Annotated in this window: 14 protein-coding genes and 1 pseudogene; 4 read left to right on the top strand and 11 right to left on the bottom strand. The window is 44.0% G+C overall.

Translation table 11 applies throughout. From position 1 onward, the window contains the following. Positions 1 to 98: 98 nt before the first annotated feature. From fis to mrcB, 5 genes are all read right to left on the bottom strand, one after another. Positions 99 to 398 (bottom strand): DNA-binding transcriptional regulator Fis, encoded by a 300-nt coding sequence (gene fis / locus JMX97_RS00570; RefSeq protein WP_201554094.1) that lies wholly within the window; start codon positions 396 to 398, stop codon positions 99 to 101. Between the two features lie 278 nt (positions 399 to 676). Further along, on the bottom strand, positions 677 to 1,984 hold the full coding sequence (locus JMX97_RS00565; RefSeq protein WP_201554023.1) for a zinc-ribbon and DUF3426 domain-containing protein: 1,308 nt from the start codon (positions 1,982 to 1,984) through the stop codon (positions 677 to 679). 182 nt (positions 1,985 to 2,166) lie between these two features. Further along, positions 2,167 to 3,093 carry a 50S ribosomal protein L11 methyltransferase gene (gene prmA, locus JMX97_RS00560; RefSeq protein ID WP_201554021.1) on the bottom strand — a complete coding sequence of 309 codons (927 nt, stop codon included), beginning with the start codon at positions 3,091 to 3,093 and terminating at the stop codon, positions 2,167 to 2,169. 119 nt (positions 3,094 to 3,212) lie between these two features. Further along, positions 3,213 to 4,049 (bottom strand): tetratricopeptide repeat protein, encoded by an 837-nt coding sequence (locus JMX97_RS00555; protein WP_201554019.1) that lies wholly within the window; start codon positions 4,047 to 4,049, stop codon positions 3,213 to 3,215. Between the two features lie 34 nt (positions 4,050 to 4,083). Further along, a complete protein-coding gene (gene mrcB, locus JMX97_RS00550) occupies positions 4,084 to 6,570 on the bottom strand; it encodes a penicillin-binding protein 1B (RefSeq protein WP_201554017.1) in 2,487 nt (828 codons plus the stop codon). Positions 6,571 to 7,045: 475 nt separating this feature from the next. On the opposite strand from mrcB, the gene JMX97_RS00545 reads away from it, so the two are divergent. Beyond that, positions 7,046 to 9,937, top strand: coding sequence for a heavy metal translocating P-type ATPase (locus JMX97_RS00545; protein WP_201554015.1), 2,892 nt, complete (start codon positions 7,046 to 7,048; stop codon positions 9,935 to 9,937). Positions 9,938 to 10,075: 138 nt separating this feature from the next. On the opposite strand, the gene JMX97_RS00540 is transcribed toward JMX97_RS00545, so the two are convergent. Continuing rightward, positions 10,076 to 10,798 (bottom strand): Bax inhibitor-1/YccA family membrane protein, encoded by a 723-nt coding sequence (locus JMX97_RS00540; RefSeq protein ID WP_201554013.1) that lies wholly within the window; start codon positions 10,796 to 10,798, stop codon positions 10,076 to 10,078. Between the two features lie 320 nt (positions 10,799 to 11,118). Between JMX97_RS00540 and JMX97_RS00535 the strand changes: the two genes are divergently transcribed. Further along, a complete protein-coding gene (locus tag JMX97_RS00535) occupies positions 11,119 to 12,123 on the top strand; it encodes an NAD(+) kinase (RefSeq protein WP_227671361.1) in 1,005 nt (334 codons plus the stop codon). 41 nt (positions 12,124 to 12,164) lie between these two features. Beyond that, a complete protein-coding gene (locus tag JMX97_RS00530) occupies positions 12,165 to 12,476 on the top strand; it encodes a YeaC family protein (RefSeq protein ID WP_201554009.1) in 312 nt (103 codons plus the stop codon). 172 nt (positions 12,477 to 12,648) lie between these two features. Here JMX97_RS00530 and JMX97_RS00525 read toward each other — a convergent pair whose 3' ends face one another. From JMX97_RS00525 to JMX97_RS00500, 5 genes and pseudogenes are all read right to left on the bottom strand, one after another. Then, positions 12,649 to 13,023 carry a HopJ type III effector protein gene (locus JMX97_RS00525; protein WP_201554008.1) on the bottom strand — a complete coding sequence of 125 codons (375 nt, stop codon included), beginning with the start codon at positions 13,021 to 13,023 and terminating at the stop codon, positions 12,649 to 12,651. 164 nt (positions 13,024 to 13,187) lie between these two features. Then, a pseudogene (gene csrA / locus JMX97_RS00520) lies at positions 13,188 to 13,355 on the bottom strand (carbon storage regulator CsrA); the annotation flags it as partial. A gap of 368 nt (positions 13,356 to 13,723) precedes the next feature. Beyond that, the gene (locus tag JMX97_RS00515; RefSeq protein ID WP_201554004.1) at positions 13,724 to 15,010 is read right to left on the bottom strand and encodes an aspartate kinase; all 1,287 of its coding nucleotides are present in this window, start codon (positions 15,008 to 15,010) and stop codon (positions 13,724 to 13,726) included. Between the two features lie 296 nt (positions 15,011 to 15,306). After that, entirely contained in the window at positions 15,307 to 17,979 is a 2,673-nt protein-coding gene (alaS, locus tag JMX97_RS00505) for an alanine--tRNA ligase (RefSeq protein ID WP_201554002.1), read from the bottom strand. A gap of 195 nt (positions 17,980 to 18,174) precedes the next feature. Then, entirely contained in the window at positions 18,175 to 19,920 is a 1,746-nt protein-coding gene (locus tag JMX97_RS00500; RefSeq protein ID WP_227671362.1) for a TIGR00341 family protein, read from the bottom strand. Between the two features lie 392 nt (positions 19,921 to 20,312). On the opposite strand from JMX97_RS00500, the gene JMX97_RS00495 reads away from it, so the two are divergent. Further along, positions 20,313 to 20,531: a hypothetical protein gene (locus JMX97_RS00495; protein ID WP_201554000.1), complete on the top strand. Its 219-nt coding sequence runs from the start codon at positions 20,313 to 20,315 to the stop codon at positions 20,529 to 20,531. Positions 20,532 to 20,573: the final 42 nt, after the last annotated feature.

Below are 20,573 nucleotides of genomic sequence, written 5' to 3'. Positions count from 1 at the left end.
CTTAAGTCGTTAACATTAGCAGCGAAAGTATCGTGGCTATAAAAAAACGCTAGTCAAATTGCTGTGAAATATAGGTCGCTCTATAGCTTGAAAGCTTGCTACATTAAATCGTAGGCTTTAAGTTTTTTGCGTAGGGTGCCGCGATTGAGCCCCAAGATTTGCGCGCACTTGGTTTGATTGCCTCGGGTTTGTTCAAGAACGACGGACAAGAGTGGTCGCTCTATTTCCTTGAGAATAAGTTCATATAAGTCGGTTGGCATCTCATCGCCCAACGTTGCAAAATACTGTCGTACCACACGTTCAACATGCACGCGTAAAGGTTCATGCGCGTTGTTTTCACGGCTGTTTGAGTGGCTATCTAATTGATTAGTCGAGTAACTATCTGAATCGCTGTTCATTGGTTGTTCTAACTCACTAGCTGAATGATAATAATCGTCTCGATGACTATGATCAGTAGAGTCACTAGAATGTTCAGAGCTTTGGGCAAAACGGTTGGCAGGGTATTGCGCGTGAGGTGCCATAAGGTGATGTCCTTAAAAGTAAAGGGAGTAAAATAAAAAATAAAATTATTGTATATCCAATCAATGATATATCAAAAATAGGGTGCTAAATCAATAGTATAGAGATTAATGAACCAGTGCTAAAGCTATTAAAATACGCCTTGTTAACACTTATATTAATAAATAGGATCAATAGTAACGTGATCAATTTGGTCGTTTGCAATGGCTATGGTAAACATTAATTGCTTGCTACCTCCCGCTGCTAGCTGATATTGCGGGCTTAGCAGATAGTCATCGAGCATCGCAATAAATTCTCCAATGAGGGCGTTAGAACTGTGAACACTGACTTTAAGATTGGGTAGTAGCTGTGCCTGCGAGCTTTGATTGCTTAGGGTCGCTCGTACATCGCTGAACGCGCTTGTAGTACTGACTTGGCTGGCTCTATGATTAAGGTCGGTAATTCTCAGGGTTGTTAGATCTGCACTGGGCAAGCTACAGGCAGCGATAGAGCATACGGTTTGTAGTCGCTCAGCGTAAGCGGGGTTCTTAATCAAGGTATTTAGGTTAAAAATAACATACTGGGCAAAAAGCAATAGTACGAGTACCACGCATCCCATAGTCCATAATAATGCTGTAATTGAGATTTGGATTTGGGTTTGCGTAGATTGCATGCGCGCTTGAATTTTGCTGGTACGCTCTTGATTGACTTTATCTTCGTCGTTGATGGGCACGCCCATTTTAATCAGTAGTTGCGCAAGATCAGTGTCAGCTTGAGGACCGTCTTCATGGTCATTTTGCTCTTTGAGGAGCTGCTCTAACCAGGCATTGTCAGAAGTGTCATTAATACTGGCATGGATATCATTTGCCTCTACTGAGCTTAGAGCAGGTTTTGCTGTTATTCCATGATTGGTTTCGGCGTTGATCTGGGCTGCGGGGTTTGCAGTCAAGTCTATGCCTTTATCTGACATTGTAGGACTGGTCTTTTGCTGTTTATTTGACGCTGGAAGGGGGTCTGTTACGGTGCCAGTTTGCGCTAGCCATACGTCCATACCATCTGATGAGTCATCGGCTGAAGTATCGCCTGCAGTTTCATCAATATCCATATCATCATGAATAAGAATATCATCATCTAAATCAGTCTCTGCTTTTTTAGCAGGTTTTGAGATGTGAATGTTGCTATCGTGACTGTTATGACTGTTATGACTGTTATTAGTTGTACTAACTTTATCAGATTGAGTGTCAGGATTTGATATTGTGCTGGCAGGTTGTCGTTCATTATTTTTTGGATTTTGTTTAGTAACACTTATTTTTTTATTCTTATCCGTTTGCTGATGATTAGCTGAGACCACCAGATAATCGTTGATCAGAAAAACCTGTTGGCAATGACCACAGCGCCCTTTAGCATTCGCTCGGTTTAAGTGGGCACGCGGTACATTAAAAAAATTATGGCAATGCGGGCACTGAGTTCTTATTGGTGAGGTCATATGGTCGAATCCAAAAAGCGATAGTCATCAATATCGCGTAGCCACTCACCAAAAGCTGCCTATTTTTTTAATACAACTGTTTAGATCTGTTATACGTTGTAAACCTGTAGGCAACTACAGAGCAGTGTTAAATGTGCAAACCTTAACTACTGCTCTATCGTAACAGATGTAATTAAATGTTGCTAGCCTGTAAATGTGCCTGATAAGCGCTGCCAATGTTGGTCTTCTTGTGCCGTAAACGCGTGTTTAGCATCCAAAGCGAAGTAAGGACTATAGGCATCACTGACCTCCTCAGTTTGTGATTCAATCAATCCTGCTAGCACAATACGACCTTTTGAGGCAATTAAGGTAGCAAAATAAGGCGCTAAGCCGATGAGAGGCTTGGCTAAAATATTGGCTACAATAACATCGACCGGCTCAACATTATGCTGAGTGCAATAGGCAGTAAATTCATCAGGTAAAAACGCTTGCAAACGATCTTCGACATGATTACGCGCGGCATTTTGATTGGTAGCCAATACTGCTTGCGGGTCAATATCTACCGCATAGACATGCCGAGCCCCTAATAACAGGGCGCCAATACCTAAGATACCTGAACCGCAACCATAATCAATGACTACCTTATTACTTAAATCTTGTTCTGTCAGCCAATCCAAACACAGGCGGGTAGTGGCATGATAGCCTGTACCAAATGCCAGCCCAGGATCCATAATAATATTGGTGGCATCAGGGTTTGGTGGTTTGAGCCAGTTTGGCACAATCCAAAGATTATTGGCGCACTCAATAGGACGATAGTGAGTCATCCACTCGCGCTCCCAATCCTTGTCATCAACGGCAGTCAGCCAAGTGCGACTGGCTTGCACTTGGGCGGCTATTTCGTGGCCCAACTGCTCAACCACTTGCTGGCTGCCTACCTCAGTGGTGGCATCAAAAAGCCCAGTCAAAATGACCTCATCCCATAGTGGTGACTCCCCTGGCAAGGGCTCAAATAAAGGTTGATCGCCCGCATCATCTAACGCAATGGACAGTGCGCCTGCCTCCAATAATAATGTCTCTGCCAAATCAACGTTTGCCTTTTCACATTGTAAATGCAGTTGTTGCCATGCCATAACGATAACCTTAGATTAAAATAAAAAATAAATAGGTGGGAATAATAAAAATAATAAAAAAGTGCTGTGCTAAAAATCTAAAATTTATTGTTTAGATTGAGCTTCTAAAAGCCGAACACCTAACGCAATGCCTGCTGGGCCTCACGGATAACCCGCGAACTGTTCTGCAATTGCCCTGAGCGCAGAATAAGCTGCCACAATGCACGGCGACGACTGGTATCTTTTGAGACCGTTAAACCCCTTCGAGCCATCGCTTCTGCCTTGCGAGGTTGGTTCTTTTTGAGTGCCACTTGTGACAAGTAAAAATAGACAGCTGATGATCTGGGAGCAAGACGTTGAGCACGGGTAAAGCTACTCTCAGCAGCGGTCAAGTTCCCCGCTTTTAGCTGGCCAATACCAGATTGCATCAAATTTTGAAATGCCGGTAAGTTACTGTTATTAGAAGGGGCTTGTCGACTTTGCTGTTTTGAATTTTGCCGTGCGCGCTCTAATAGCTCATTATGTGACGGCGATTCTGGCTGCACTGCTGGTGGGAATGTTGGCTGTACTATTGGCGGTGGCGTGATTGTATAATCATCATTAGAGGGCGTTATGATGACCGTACTGGGTATGGTCATGGGTGGCACTGATACTGGTGTTTGTTCGGTTGATGGATTTGGCACAGCGGACGGTTCGGGCCGAACATAAGGCTCAATAGGGTAGTCGTCTTCGTAATCGTTACTGTCGACTGCAGGCGTTTGGGTCACAGCTGTCGTGTTAGTGACGGCTGTTGACGAGGCTTGAGTAGACGTCGCTGTGGTTGTAGTCGGCACAGTTTGACAGGCGCTTAAACTTAGCATACCGATAATGGCGCTGGTGGCAAGCATCATTTCAGAGAGCTTGATCTGCTTAGCAGACCGTACGCTCGTAATTCGCTTGTGTTTAGATGATACAGTTTTTTGCATAGATGACAGCATGTTAAAGCCCTTTCTTAAATTTCAAAAAATAACCTTAGAACCATTCGAGCGCACGGTCATACCAAGTGTCGGCACGTTTTTGCGCATCGCCATTGTTTGGCGTCGCATTGTTATCCTGATTATCAATTGCTTCGCCATTTGGAATATCTAGCCCTTCGCGGCGGCGCTGTTGTTGTTGAGATCCTTGATCATTTTGCCACTGTTGTTGCTCGCGTGCGCGTTCCTGCTGGTATAAGCCAAGAGCACAACTGCTGGCCTCTTCTGGCAAGTATGCTGACATGACAGGCAGATAGCGTGCATCAGAACAACGCTCATTGGATAGTTTTCCGGAGTTATTTTCAAGCCATAACCACTCAATACCTTCTGGTTCTGGCATGGATACTGGCGTCAGTTTTAGCCGCTTCATATAGTCGACCCATACTGGCAGTGCCCCTGTACCACCGCTAAGTCCAATTGGCTTATTGTCATCACGGCCAACCCAAACCACACTGACATAGTTGCCACTGTAGCCGGCAAACCAGGCGTCACGGTAATCGTTAGTCGTGCCGGTTTTGCCAGCGAGATTTAAATTACTGCCAAGCGATTTAGCCTGTTTGCCAGTACCGTTTTTGACCACCTCTTGCAATGCATAGTTAGTCAAATAGTTGGTCTCAGGTGGGATACTGCGCCGGGTATTTAATCCAGTCCGCTGCAAAATACGTCCGCGATCATCGATTACTGTACGGATACTATGAATCGGGGTGCGAAAACCGCCAGTAGCAAACACTTGATAGACACCAAGCATATCCATTGGGCTAAGATTAACTGCGCCTAGTAATGCTGAGGGATAGGCAGGGATTTTTTCTTGTATTCCCATACGCTGTAGTTGCTTGGCAAAAGTATCGATACCAAATTCCATTCCTAAGCGCACAGTAGCTTGGTTATAAGAATTGGCCAGCGCCGTGGTCAAAGGGACATAACCATGATCGCGACCAGCGTAGTTTTTGGGGTTCCATTCAGTGCCGTCGCTTAAATTGACCGTAATTGGTGAATCATCGACCGAGCTTGCCAAGTTATAGCGACCACTTTCAAGCGCGGTCATATAGATAATTGGTTTTAACAATGAGCCCACTTGCCGCTTGGCATCGACCGCGCGGTTAAAGCCGGTAAATTCGCTACCACTACCTACCACAGCGACTAGCTCACCCGTTTCAGGATTGGCACTGACCAATGCTCCTTGTAAATCTTTGGTTTTACTACTACCACGGCGCAACTCACCAAGTTTTTTATCAACGGCTTTATCTGCGGCTAGTTGGGCAATAGGATTGAGCGTACTAATAATGATTAAACCTTCGTTCTTAAGATCATCTGAATAATAGACGTCATTCAGCTCACGCTTGACGATATCCAAAAAGTCAGGGAACTGACTTTTTCCTTCAACGGGTTTATCAACCACATCAAGCGGTTTCTCTATCGCAGCATCATAGTCTTCTTGAGACAGCGTACCCACTGATAACATATTACTGAGCACGATATTACGGCGCGCCTTGGAGTCGTTGGGGTTGCGACGTGGATTATAGACGCTAGGGCCTTTTGCCATACCGACTAGCATGGCTTGTTGATCTAAGCGCAGCTCATTGAGCGGCTGATTAAAATAAAATTGTGATGCCAAGCCAAAACCATTAATAGAACGGTTGCCATTCTGACCTAAGTAAATCTCGTTCAAATAGGTTTGCAGTATTTCATCTTTGCTATAGTGCAGCTCTAGTAGCACTGCCATCATGGCTTCATTGGCTTTACGTTTTAGCGTGCGATCGGAGTTTAAGTAGAAATTTTTGATCAGCTGCTGCGTGATGGTTGAGCCACCTTGCCTAGCACCACCGGTGAAGTTATTGATCACGGCTCGCGCAATACCACGTATTGAAACCCCTTTATGCTCATAAAAACCGCGATCTTCAGTCGCTATTAGCGCATCAATCAGCGGCTGTGGCACCTCATCTAGAGAAACGACCATTCGATCTTCATTACTATCGGGGTAAATACCACCGATATTAACGGGTTCAAGCCGAATGATACCGGTCTTGGCAGGTAAGGTGCTTTGGATCGATTCAATCTTATTACCGGCAATGGTCATCTTAATGACTTGTTCTTTATCAACATCATTGGCGCTATAAGTAAAGCCCCGTGTATGGATAAAATAGGTGTTACCTGATTTACGATAAGTGCCAGTGCTATCATAGGCCTTATTACTACGGTAATTGAGAAGCTCAAGCCAAGTCTTCATTGTATCTTTATCGACACTGGCACCTTGATATAGCTCAAGTGGCTGTGAATAAACCTTAGCAGGGATATCCCAGCGTTTGCCTTCAAACTTGTGGGTAATAGTACGGTCAAGCTTGACCAAATACAGCGCCAATAACACCATACCTGCGATGATGATGATTAGTAATATACTACTAAACACCAAGCCCCGCTGCTGTGAGGGCAGGGTGCTTACGGCAGACTTAGGCGACTGTGATAGCTTAGAATGGGATTTTTGCACTGATAACACACCGTTTTGAGATAAAAAACTGCCTCATAATGACGTAAATTGATAAGTTTTTCAATCTATCATCATCAACGCCTTCATTCATTCGCTATTCCTGAGTATAGTTCTATGGAGGTGTATACTGGTTAGTGATATATGGTCAGGCGGTTTATCATCACACGGCTTGAGTGTTAAACCGTCGTTAAACAACCGCTAGGCTAAGTAATCACTAAACGAATGAGAAATGAGAGCCGAAGCCACTAGACTTTTAATTTAAAGCTATTGGACTTTTAATATAAAGTTATTAAGCTTTTAATGTGATGGATGAATGCCATATAAGACAGCAATCTATGCTAACTGTTTATGTGGATTGCCATAATGTTTTTTCTATGGATTATCGGCTACTATCAAATTTGTATCAGCTTGATTCAAGCTAAATTCAGTATCATCAAGGTCAAAGTAAGCCTGCTTAAAGGAAATTATATCTACCATGTCCAGCGCCTCGTCATCTACTGCCTCTCATTACGACGATCACTCCATAACCCAAGGACTGGTGCTGCCGACAGCAGGCCACTGCTTTCATTGCGGTGATCCCGTGCCGCGCCCACCATTTCATGCTGATATACTCGGCTCATCACGTGAGATGTGCTGTATGGGTTGTCAGCTAGCGTCGCAAAGTATCGTTGAAGCGGGACTTGAGCAGTATTATCTTGATCGCTCAGAGATCAACCGTACCGCAAGTTTGCCCACGCAAATGACCCGCCTTGAAGCTTATGACCATGATGAAATAAAATCACAATTTGTCTACGCGCAAGATGGGTTATCGGTTGCTGAGCTATCAGTGAACAATCTACGCTGCGCGGCTTGTACGTGGCTAATAGAGTCGCGGCTGTACGAGATTGATGGTATTGATAAATGTCAGGTCAACTTGACCAACCAGCGTATGCGTGTGATCTGGGATGAAACCAAACTGCCAATTAGCCGTATCTTAGCGGTGATTAATGCGATTGGTTATGAAGCCAAGCCCTATCGCCAAGACACTCATGAAGCCATGCTGGCAAAGCATACTAACAAGATGCTATTGCGGTTAGGTATAGCCGCTCTAGGTGCGATGCAAGCGATGATGTATGCGGTAGCCCTGTATTTTGGTGAATATAGCGGCATGCTGATATTACAGCGTGATTTTCTGCGCTGGGTATCTTTATTTGTCAGTATCCCAGTGTTCTTTTATGCCGGTGTTCCATTTTTTACTTCCGCATGGTCAGCGATTCGTGCTCGACAAGTCAATATGGATGTGCCCGTCAGTGTTGCCCTGATTGTGACCTTTTTTGCTAGTCTTTACGCTACTGTTACCGGATACGGGCAGACTTATTATGATTCGGTCAGTATGTTTATTTTCTTCTTACTGGCAGGACGTTATATTGAGCACAACGCGCGGCTAAAAGCGGCGACTATGGCCAATGACTTGGTGGTGGTGGAGCCAGTCTTAGTACAAAAAATCGCTGAAGATAAAGCCGCTGCCGAGCTGATTCTTGAGCAGTTGGCGCAAATTAATGGCAATACCGTGCCTAATGAGTCTGTTGATAGGCTTGATAGGCTTGATGGCATAGATGGCATAGATAGCATAGATAGCATAGATAGCATAGATAGCATGGATAATTTGCCTCTTACTAATTTAAGTCTGCAAACTGATTCGTTAGCCATTTCTCAGCCACGTACGTTGCCAGACTTTATGAAAAGTATAGATGCCAATGTGCATAAGGTCACATCTCGTATTGCTCAAGACTGGCAACAGTCGAGCTGTCAGAATCCAATTTCTACCACAAAAAAGAAAATGGTCACCGCACAAAGTTTGCAAGTCGGTGACATCATCATGATTGATGCAGGTGCTGAGATTATCAGTGATGGTATCTTACTCAGCCAAACCGCCACCGTCTCCCAAAGCTTATTGACTGGCGAGGGAGATTTGATTGCAAAGCGTCAAGGCGACTATATCGTCGGTGGCGCACAGAATGACAGCCAACCGTTTGAGATGCTGGTTACCGCATTACAAGCCGACAGCCAGATTGGCCTGATTGATCGGTTAATGAACCGAGCTATGAGTGAAAAGCCAAAATTAGCGCAGCAAGCAGATAAGCTGGCGCGCTGGTTCGTAGCACGGATTTTGGTATTGTCAGCGTTGGTATTTATTGGCTGGTATATCGTTGATCCCAGCCAAGCGATTTGGGCAACGGTAGCCGTCTTAGTAGCTACTTGTCCCTGCGCCTTGTCTTTAGCAACACCAATTGCTCTAACGGTTTCTACCAATCGTCTGGCCAGCTATGGCTTTTTAACCACTCGTGGTCATACCTTACAGACCTTAGCAGAGATTACTCATGTCGCCTTTGATAAGACCGGTACGCTTACTTATGGTAAGCCCAATCTATTAAATATTGAGCTGCTAGCATCCACTAGCGCTTCAACAGAATCAACTACCCAAACAGACAAGCTATTATCAATAGCAGCCGCCCTTGAAGTAGGCAGTCGTCATCCGGTTGCTCATGCGTTGCTGACTGCGGCCTATCAGTTACATCTACCATCAACCCAAGCTTTGCAACATTATCCAGCAGGCGGGGTAGAGGCTACTATTGATGGCGTATTTTACCGAATAGGTCATGTTGATTTTGCTTTAGATAGAAGGGCTGATAGCGTCAACACTAGTAACGATTTGAATCCAGACTTATCCGCACATCGCGCCAGCTCGGCAGTGGTCTTATCTTGTCGCCAACCATCATTACAAACTGATGCTGATACCAGTACTAATAATGATGTGGAGTCAGATTCATGGCGAGCGCTGGCGTGCTTCTATTTCAATGACAAGGTACGTGATACCGCGCAGCCAATGCTTGATAAGCTTAAAGCACTGGGTATTGAGTCAGTGATGTTGACTGGCGATCCTAGTCCACAGGCGCTCGTCGTTGCCGACTCTTTAGGTATACAGTCGGCATATAACGGTCTATCGCCAACGGCGAAAGTTGAACATATCCAACAACTGCAAGCAAAGGGTGCGGTGGTACTGATGGTTGGTGACGGTATTAATGATGCACCGGTATTGGCCGCTGCTGACGTTTCAACTTCAATCGCGGGCGCGGCTGATTTAGCGCAAGTCTCAAGCGATAGTATTATCCTAAATGGTCAAATCGAAGCTATCGCTGCCGCTAAGCGTATCGCTGATAAAACCGAACGTATTATCAAACAAAACTTTCGCTGGGCACTGGGTTATAACGGGGTTGTGTTATTGCCAGCCATATTTGGTTACGTCCCGCCTTGGCTTGCAGCCATTGGTATGTCGCTTAGCTCGTTACTGGTAGTTTTAAATGCGTTACGTTTAAAACGTGCTTAGTTTAATTTGAACCAATAATTACTTACTCAAAAAAGTAACTCAAATTCTTGACCATAAAAAACCGCCTGTAGCTAAATATTATAGCCACAGACGGTTCTTATTCTCAGTTATAAGTAGCTTTTTGAAACTACCTTTAAATTAGTCTTGTAAGTAGCTTAGCAGACGCATAAATTCAATGTACATCCATACTAGGGTCGTAATAATACCGATACTGAACAACCATTCGTAATCTTCAGAGACACCCGCCGCTACGCCGCGGTCAATGTTATCGAAGTCTAATAACAGAGTAAAAGAGGCGATAACAATCACAAACAAGCTAAAGCCAATAGCAATAGCGCCACCCTCAAATAAAAACGGCAAACTTGAGCCAAATGCTAGAGAAAGCACCCATTGCGCAACGTAAACCAACATAATGGCAATGATAGCTGAGGTTACGATTGAGCGAAATTTCTCAGTGACCTTAATGAGACCCGAACGATACAGTCCGAGCATCACTGCTGCAGTTACGAAGGTCGCACACATAGCGGTGACTGGCACGCTTGGATACATTCTCATAAAGAATAGCGAGATACCACCTAAGAAAATACCTTCTAACAGTGCAAAAGGTATTGCTAAGGTTTTGGCTTTTTGGGGCTTAAAAGTGATATATAGTGCTAAACCGAACGCGGCGAACATACTACCAAAGGCGGTAGCGGTGATAAAACCTTGCGACAGTCCTGCCATAAGGGCATAAAAGAAAAAGCCCACACCAGTAATGGCAGACAGCCCAAGTAATAGAGTGGTCTTTTGTATCACGCCTTTGACGGTCATCGGCTCGCCGCCGATCGCAAGCTCTGCGCGACTGACAATAGGATTGGCCATACATATGTCCTCAGTAAAAGATGTAAATTAAGTAATTATAGATGTCAGCTACTTTAGCAAAACCGCTCATATTGTCAACGGTGTTTAAGTGACAGTAATCAAGGTTTAGCGCCGTTATTTAGTAGTTTATGGGCTCAAGTAAGCAGTAATCTCAAATATCAGCATGAACGCGTTACCAATTAGTGCAAAAAGCGCGCATGATGTCTCATATATGGGGTCGATTACGACAGTTAACAACGATGATGAGTAAAACATGCTAGTTTAATCGTTCATTTATCGCTATCATTGTCGCGTACTTTATTGTTATGCCGAGTCGTTTTATGGAAAACTCAGCGCAGTCAGAAAGATTGCCGCATTTGCATGAATCAGAGCTGTTTCACGCTATTAAAAATCCTGCTTTTCGACGTATTGGCCTCATGGGACGCGCAGGAAAACGTAGCGTGACCCAAAGTCTAGTCCAAATTTCTCAAACTATTAATGAGATGGGGCTGACCCTGATCATGGATGTGCAAACCTCTAATCTGCCAACATTAGACCTCACTGAAATAGAAAAAGTTAAAATCGTCAAGCGCAGTCTCATTGGTGAAATTTGCGACTTAGTTATTGTGGTGGGCGGGGATGGTTCGATATTACACGCTGCTGAAGCTTTGGCTCGTTATCGTGTGCCAGTATTGGGTGTTAACCGTGGTCGTCTTGGATTTTTAGCCGATGTAAAACCTGATGAAGCGGCCTTTAAACTGCGCCAAGTACTGATGGGCGACTATCAGCTGGATCATCGGTTTTTGTTGACCATGGAGATTCGGGAAGGGCGCCAAATTATTCACGAAGATATGGCATTGAACGATGTGGTATTGCATGCCGGTAAATCGGTACATATGATTGATTTTCAAATGAAGATTGATGGTCAGGATGTTTATCGTCAGCACAGTGATGGCTTAATTGCGGCAACGCCGACCGGCTCAACTGCATATGCGTTATCGGGTGGCGGCCCTATTATCCATCCTAGTATGGATGCTATCTGTTTGGTGCCTATGCATCCGCACACCTTGTCGAGCAGACCTATTGTTGTTAGTGGCAATAGCGAAATTTGTATCCGCATCCACGAGGACAATCGTACCCAACCTATGGTTAGCGCTGATGGTAAGCAAAGCGTGCCTTTAGAGCAAGAGCAGCGCTTGTATATTCGCAAGCATCCTGACAAGCTCACCTTGCTGCATCCACCAGGATTCGACTTTTATGAAGCCTGCCGCACCAAATTGCACTGGAATGTACATGCCGAAGAGTTCAGCCTTGACGTTGATGATGATATTATGGATGAAGAATAAGCGCATATATAATATAAAAAATAGTAGCGGAGAGTAGAAAAATGGACAAACAAACGATATTAGCAAGCTTAACACCTGAAATAGCCGACAAATTCCGTATGGCTATAGAGCTAGGAAAGTGGCCTGATGGTCAGAAATTGACGACTGAGCAACGCGAAACTTGTATGCAAGCAGTAATGGTATGGGAACATGAACACCTAGCGCCAGCTGAGCGTACCGGCTACATGCATAAGCCCATTAAAAACGACGGCTCTATTGTTGGCGCTGAGTGTGATGTCGAGCACGAGCATCATTATCCTAATATGCCCAATCCTAAAGGTGCAATTCAACCGGTAAAATTTCGTGATAAATAAAGCAATTTAGTCGCGATTGTTTATTAGTGGTTGTTTATTAAAGATTATTTATTAGCGGTTGAATATCAGTGTTTATCTAACAACAGTTATGCCCTTTATAAATAATAAAAAAGCCACGCTATCATTAATAGCGTGGCTTTTTTTAGTCTAAATCATTAAACTTAAAACAATATTAAAGCGCTGTGGTATCAACGCTTGGACGAACAGTCAACGGATTTTTCTGCATCAAAAACCCTTGCCAACCCCAATGTAAAAAATTACGAATATTGGCATGATCCGTACCATTGGGCGTCGCTTCCACTTGTGCATAATGCTCACCGAAGAGCTTTAGCGTGTCCAGTTGACTTAGGCCATGATGCTTAGCAAAACCGAACACTTTGGCGCTACCTTCGTTCTCGCCTGCGGCATTGATTACCATACCATTGGTAAAAGGTGCGGGCGCATAACGATAGAAATCATCAATAAAGCTGATGACATCATTAAATCCAATGGCTTTTTTATTCAAACCATTAAGTAGAGCCGATACATCTGATTGGCGGATACTCATAAATAAATGACCTCAAAGCAGATTAAAAAGCAAAAAATACTTGATGATTAATTTATGCTTAGTGATTAAATGTTAGGGGTGACAGCTTAACGGTTAAAGTAGTCTTCGTCATCGAATGAAGGCGCAAAACTGCCTTGTTCAAGATGCTGCATTTGCGACTGTACAGCACGCTCATGTTGAATGCGCTGATAAATCTCTTCACGGTGTACGGCAATATCTTTTGGTGCATTAACACCGATACGTACTTGATTGCCCTTGACGCCTAAGACAGTCACACTAACCTCATCGCCAACCATTAACGTTTCGCCCACTCGACGTGTCAAAATTAACATGCGTCACACTCCTTATGTCGCATTAACAAATTATTGCTCATTAAGTTATATCTCAATTGCAGGATATCACCGCGCAACAAAACTATCATGCTGTTTATAATAAAAAATCTTATTTAAAATTTTACCGTTAAAAAACAAAACAGCTAGGCAAATTGCCCAAAAGGCTGCGGGTCGTGGTGATAATAGGTAAATTCATTTAGCCCAAATGAAGAGTCTATTATAGGTGGCATAATAGATACTGTCACGGCTTTTCATAAAACTGCTGTATAAATACTGAAAGTAGCAGTTATGAAGCCGAAAAAAATAGGGTCGTAGAGGACCCTATTAGATTAGAACTGATTGAATAGTGTTGATTGCTATTTTATCTATTATTGCCCAGCAATTTTACTATCCCCATCTTCACGGTCAAGACCAAAAGCGGTATGTAGCGATTTGACCGCTTTTTCCAAATATTGCTCTTGGATAAGTACAGAGACTTTAATTTCACTGGTTGATATCATTTGAATATTGATATTGTTTTCAGCCAATGTTTGGAACATGAGGCTAGCAACGCCAGCGTGTGAGCGCATGCCAACGCCCACCAAGGAGACTTTGACCACATCATTATTGCCCAACACTTCCTTAGCACCAATCTCGTTCTTAACTTCCTCATTAAGCACTTTCATGGTTTTGTCCAGGTCAGTGCGATTGACGGTAAAGCTAAAGTCAGTGGTGCCATTGGTCGATAGATTTTGAACAATCATGTCAATTTCGATATTCGCGCGCCCTATAGGGCTCAGGATAGCAGAGGCGATACCCGGGTGGTCGGGCACACCGCGTACCACAATTTTTGCCTCATCGCGGTTAAAGGCGATACCTGAGATGATTGCCTGTTCCATGTTGTCTCCTTCGTCTATCGTAATTAAGGTGCCGACGTTTTGCTTAAAGTCATCGTCATAGCTGCCATCGTTGTTTTCGTCAAAGCTAGATAACACACGTAACGGCACGCCGTATTTGCCGGCAAACTCTACTGAGCGAATCTGTAGAATTTTAGAGCCTAGGCTTGCCATCTCTAACATCTCTTCAAATGTGATTTTTTCAAGCTTTTTGGCTTTTGAGGTGACACGCGGGTCGGTGGTATAGACGCCGTCAACATCGGTATAGATTTGGCACTCATCTGCGCCTAATGCGGCTGCAATTGCCACACCAGTAGTATCAGAACCGCCGCGGCCTAAGGTGGTGGCATTACCCTGGTCGTCGATTCCTTGGAAACCTGCAACGATCACCACATTGCCAGCATCTAACTGCTCACGGATATTTTTATCATCAATGCTTTCGATACGGGCTTTATTATGAGCACCATCGGTTTTAATCGCTACTTGACGACCGGTGAAGGAGTGCGCACCAACACCAAGCTCTTTAATCGCCATTGCAAGAAGTGAAATAGACACTTGCTCACCAGTGGAGACCATTTGATCATATTCACGGGGATCAGGTTCGCTGCTAATTTGACGTGCTAAGTCGATGAGACGATTGGTTTCTCCGCTCATAGCGGATACTACGACCACAATCCGATGACCGTTATCATGCCAGCGCTTGACCCTTTTCGCGACGTTTTTGATGCGGTCGATACTTCCCATTGACGTGCCGCCGTATTTTTGTACTATTAACGCCATAAAAATATTACCTATTATTCATCAATGACTATCTGTGAGTTATTAGCGTTAATCTATAATGAGTCTGTTTATCAAGAACGCTCTAGATTAAGGCTAATAACAATGAAGCCGGATTATAAAAACTGAATCGCTCTTTATTGACTGCTTTATTGACTGAGCGCTGTACTTTATACCATATCTGCGCCCAAAATTTAAGTCACAGTAAGGGTTAGATGCATGGCGATTGGTTATAGAGGGTATAACCAATCGCGTGATTTGTGCCCAATACACCACCACTATACTCAGTTAAAAGGTTGTTAGCTAAGTTGAGCTTCAAGCCAAGTAGGTAGGGCGCTGATAACTGCTGCCGTATTTGCGGATTTTGGTGCACCGCCTTGGGCGTAGTCAGGTTTACCGCCACCTTTGCCGCCAAGCTCATCTGCCAAATGACGAATAATATCACCCGCTTTAACTTTAGCAGTAACAGATTTGGCAACACTGGCTGCTAATGCCAGCTGCTCGTCTTTATCGCCAATGAGTACAATCACACTATCAGGAAGTTTGGATTTAATATCGTCCATTAGCGTGCGTATCGATTTACTATCGACACCAGATAAAATGCTGATAAGTACTGGCGTTCCCGCAATGGTCTGCACGTCATCAAGTAAATTAGCAGCTTGAGCGCTGGCTATTTTTTGTTGCAAACGCTCAAGCTGTTTTTCTAGATCGCGCTGCTTGTCTGCCATCGTGCGGACACGCTGGGCCACTTCAGGGCGTTTAACCTTGAGCTGTCCGGCCAGTTCGCTCAATTGTTGTTCGCTTTGTTGAACGTATTTGACCGCATTCATACCCGTAACGGCTTCAACACGGCGTACGCCTGCGGCAATACCCGATTCGCTGGTAATTTTTAATAGCCCGATATCACCGGTACGTTGCACGTGGAGACCACCGCACAGCTCAATAGAGAAGGGCTGACGTTGACCATCGACGATACTATCGGTGCCCATAGTCAATACGCGAACGTCGCTGCCATACTTTTCGCCAAATAGCGCTATCGCCCCTTTATTCATGGCCTCATCGATGGACATGTTTTCGATACAAGCAGGGGCATTGGCTTGAATTTGCTCATTGACCAAGCGCTCAATTTGGGTGATTTCTGCATTGGTAACAGGCTGGTCGTAAGAGAAGTCAAAACGCAGTACTTCACTGGAGACCAATGAGCCTTTTTGGGTAACTTCCGCGCCTAATACTTGACGTAGAGCCGCATGAAGTAGATGGGTTGCAGAGTGGTTTTTAGCACTAGCAGCACGGATACTGGAGAGCACTTGGGCATCGGCTGTTTGTTGGGCACTAATCTCGCCCATAGTGACCACGCCATAATGAATGATGGCTTGCCCCGATTTTTTGGTATCTTGCACTTCAAAGACACCAGATGCACTGCGAATTTCACCCAGCTCACCGACCTGTCCACCGCCTTCGGCATAGAAGGGCGTGCGGTCAAGGACAATAACCCCTTCCATACCTTCATCTAAGCTATCGACTGCTTGACCATCTTGATATAGGGCAACGATATTGACATTATCTTCTACTAATTGCTCATAACCGATAAAGGTCGTTGGGGTATCTACTTGGATGACGCTACTATAATCAACATCAAATTTGCCAGCATCACGTGCGCGTTCACGCTGCGCTTGCATGTGCTCATCAAATTCAGCTTCGTCAATGCGAATACCGCGCTCACGAGTAATATCAGCGGTTAAATCTAGTGGAAAACCGTAAGTGTCATATAACTTAAATGCCGCTTCACCAGACAGTACGTTACCGTCTTGCAAATTTTCGAGTTCAGTGGCTAATAGACGTAACCCTTGCGCCAATGTTTTGGCAAATTGGCTTTCTTCTTTTTGAATCGCGTTTTCAATGACGCTTTGCTGGTCTTTAAGCTCTGGATAAGCTTCGCTCATTTCAGCCACTAGAGGCGCGACCATTTTATAGAAAAACTCACTTTCTGCGCCAAGCTTATTACCATGACGAACCGCGCGACGGATAATCCGGCGTAGTACATAGCCGCGACCTTCGTTACTAGGCATGACGCCATCGGCAATTAAAAATGATACGGCACGGATATGGTCCGCAATCACTTTTAGGGACGCTTGCTGTTCATTACTAATCTCTAAAATCTCGGCGGCAGCATCCATCAAATGGGTAAATAAGTCGATTTGATAGTTACCGTGGACGCCTTGCATAATGGCACTAATACGCTCAAGCCCCATACCAGTATCAACACTAGGGGCGGGTAGCGGTAGCAAGGTGCCATCTTTTTGGCGATTAAACTGCATAAACACGCAGTTCCAAATCTCAATAAAGCGGTCGCCATCTTCTTCAGGGGTACCAGGCAAGCCACCTTCGATATCGGCACCGTGATCATAAAACACTTCGGTACAAGGACCACAAGGACCAGTGTCACCCATAGTCCAAAAGTTATCAGAGGCGTAGGGTGCGCCTTTGTTATCACCAATGCGAATAATACGTTCCGCTGGCAAGCCGATATCCTTGTGCCATATATCGTACGCTTCATCGTCAGTCTCATAAATGGTGACGTACAAGCGGTCTTTATCAATCGCTAACCATTCATTTGAGGTCAAAAACTCCCAAATATAGCCAATACCTGCTTGCTTAAAGTAGTCGCCAAAGGAGAAGTTACCCAGCATCTCAAAGAAGGTATGATGACGCGCGGTATAGCCGACGTTATCCAAATCATTATGTTTACCACCAGCGCGCACACATTTTTGCGAGGTCACTGCTCGCGTATAATCACGTGGCTCCATGCCCAGAAACGTCTCTTTAAACTGATTCATACCGGCATTGGTAAATAGCAATGTTGGGTCGTTGTGTGGAATCAGGCTCGATGAGGAGACGGGGGTATGCTGCTTATTTACAAAAAAATTGATAAAGGCTTGGCGAATATCGGCTGAGCGAAATGGCTGGCTCACAGCGGCTCCTTACTGACGGATAGGATGAGTAACGGATTAAATAAGAACAATAATAAAAACGGATTAAATAATTTTGCAAGCGATTTTAGCACAATCGTCTAAGGCGTGTTTAATCATTCACAAATAGGCACTAAGTAAACGACAGTCCAATTGTTATGTTATTTGGACGTTTATCGCAAGATTTAGTGTCATACCTTAGTTAGTCAAAATCGCGGCATCGGTTTGATCAAGCTTATCTTGAATCATTGGGTCGGACTCAATCACTTGTACGGGTAGATAGCGCAGCTGTAGCTTAATAGGCAAATAATCTGGGAAATTGTCCACCATATTTTGAGTAATGGTAGCTTCAATTTGGCGCACATCATATGAGCTCGGCGTGGTCTCGCCTCGAATAACTGCCCGCACAACTTCATTGCCATCTGCCCTATCAAACTGAGTATTAGTCAGAACATTACCCTGGTTTTTGAAGTAACTGTTGATAGTTTCTTTGACGTTATTCTCAAAGTTTTGTTGTCGAGCATTGGTATTAAGATTAATGGTCAAATAAGTTCCCAAACCGATCAATAGTAATAAAGTCACCGCATTGCGCCGCAAAAAAGTCAAATAGGTGTTGGATTTATAATCATCATCGACCAAGCGCCGAAATCCTAAGAACCATAGCACCATCGCGTTGGTAAATTGAATGGCAATAATATTAGTTAATGCCAGTAGTGCTGCGCCAAAACCAAGTGTCATCTCGCCATTGGCAAATAAGATGCCGCTTGAAGCTAGTGGAGGCACCAAAGCCGTCGCTACCGCCACCCCGACCACCGCTACAGATAAATGCGGCGACACCATGGCGTAGGCACCAGCCGTGCCGCCGGCAAGCGCAATCATTAAGTCCATAGAGGTAGGCTGGGTTCGCGATAACACTTCAGCGGTCAGCGGTTGACCTTTATGTAACCACCCCACTACAAAGCCCACAAATATCACCAAAAACCCACCAGCGGCTACGGTAAATAGCGACTTGCGTAGTAACGGCATTCGGTAGTCAATGATTGCCAGCGCTACCCCAGTAATAGGCCCTAGCATCATGGCGACCAACATCGCGCCAATAACTACCGCCGCTGAATTAGCAATCAGCCCGTAACTGGCAATAATGGCTGACAGCACATTCATGACAAAATACATTTTACTTGGTAATGCGTTGGCCTCAATAGTGACCCGTATTTCAGGGTAGTCAATTTTTTGCTTGCTAAATTGCTCAGCGACGAACTGTTTATATGACTCAAGTTTCGATTCTTTTTCTTCTTTAACCTCTTCTTGTTCTTCTTTAACCTCTTCTTGTTCTTCTTCTAAGGATTCTGCTTCTGATAGCTCATCTTCTTGATTGCCATTAGAGTTTTGGTTTTCATCAGAGTCCTGATTGTCATCGGCAGTGGGAGGCGGTGTATCAAGCTCTTTTTCGCTGACATCTTCTTCAAGCGGCATGTTGTTGGTATTAGTGCTATCGCTCTTGCTGTCTTCAGAGTTAACAGGCTTTTTAGAGTTATTAGATATATTTATAGAGTCAGTAGACGTATTATCTGTTGGCTCAGGTGTTGGGTTTTGTTCGGCAACAGCTTCTGCTTCCTGATTGGTTGTTTGAGCACCGTCTTGGTTTTGTGTCTCTGATTTGAGTACTTCCATAGAAAGTTTAGTCTGAGAGTCAGGGGTTTCCAAGGTTGCGATGACCACGTCGGGACTGGGCGAAGTCATGGCTACTTCAACTTCAGGATACTGTGCACCGGCGTCTTTATTCTTTTTTATACTCTTATCAGCTTCGCTAACTTCTACCTGCTCATCAGTTGCTACAGGATGGCTTGTATGGCTGTTGCCAGTTTTATCATTATCTAACGCATGAGTTGACGATTGAGTGTCTGGCTCTTTTTTTGGCGGTGGGGCGTTCGTAGATGACGTCATGATAACAAGGCTTTATGAGTAAAATAAAAGAGAGGAGCCATTGTAATGATAAATTATAAAAAATTGTAATAATAAATCACAAAAGATGGCTGAGCTTTTTACTACCGGATGATGTTACGTTAATAAGCAGGTCGTGAGCGGTTTTGACAAGTCGCCCAAAGATAATAGAAATAGGAATTTGATAGAAGAGAAAAAAACGGGGAAAACGAGAGGAAAAAATTAATGTAAATAAAACATTTTTATAAGTCATCAACTAACTCCCTAATATTATCATGGTTTTTTATAAAAGTCCTGTGACATAAGTATCTTGGGCGTTTAGGCTAAATACTTACTATTAGTATGGATTTAGTGTATAAAGGTATTATACCCATAAAAAATATGAGGATTAAATCATGAACTGGCCACTATTCTCCGTAGTCTTTACCATAGCACTGACTGTAGTTATTGGGGTACTCATGATTACAGCACTAGTGACAGGGTTTAATCAGATACTACATATTCAAATAGTTATCGCGTTTGGCTTTATTATATGTATACCTATCAGTTTGTATTTTGCCAAAAGACTTGGCAACATTACTGGTAATGAAGAAGGTTATAAAGAAATACACTAATAACTATCATCTAAAATAAACGGTAATGACCTCAATGGCTCA

Origin of the sequence: Psychrobacter sp. 72-O-c, from assembly GCF_904846605.1 — a bacterium.
In the GTDB taxonomy this organism is placed as follows: domain Bacteria; phylum Pseudomonadota; class Gammaproteobacteria; order Pseudomonadales; family Moraxellaceae; genus Psychrobacter.
Note: the sequence above shows the minus strand (reverse complement) of the source record. Positions and strands in the feature narration are given on the sequence as shown.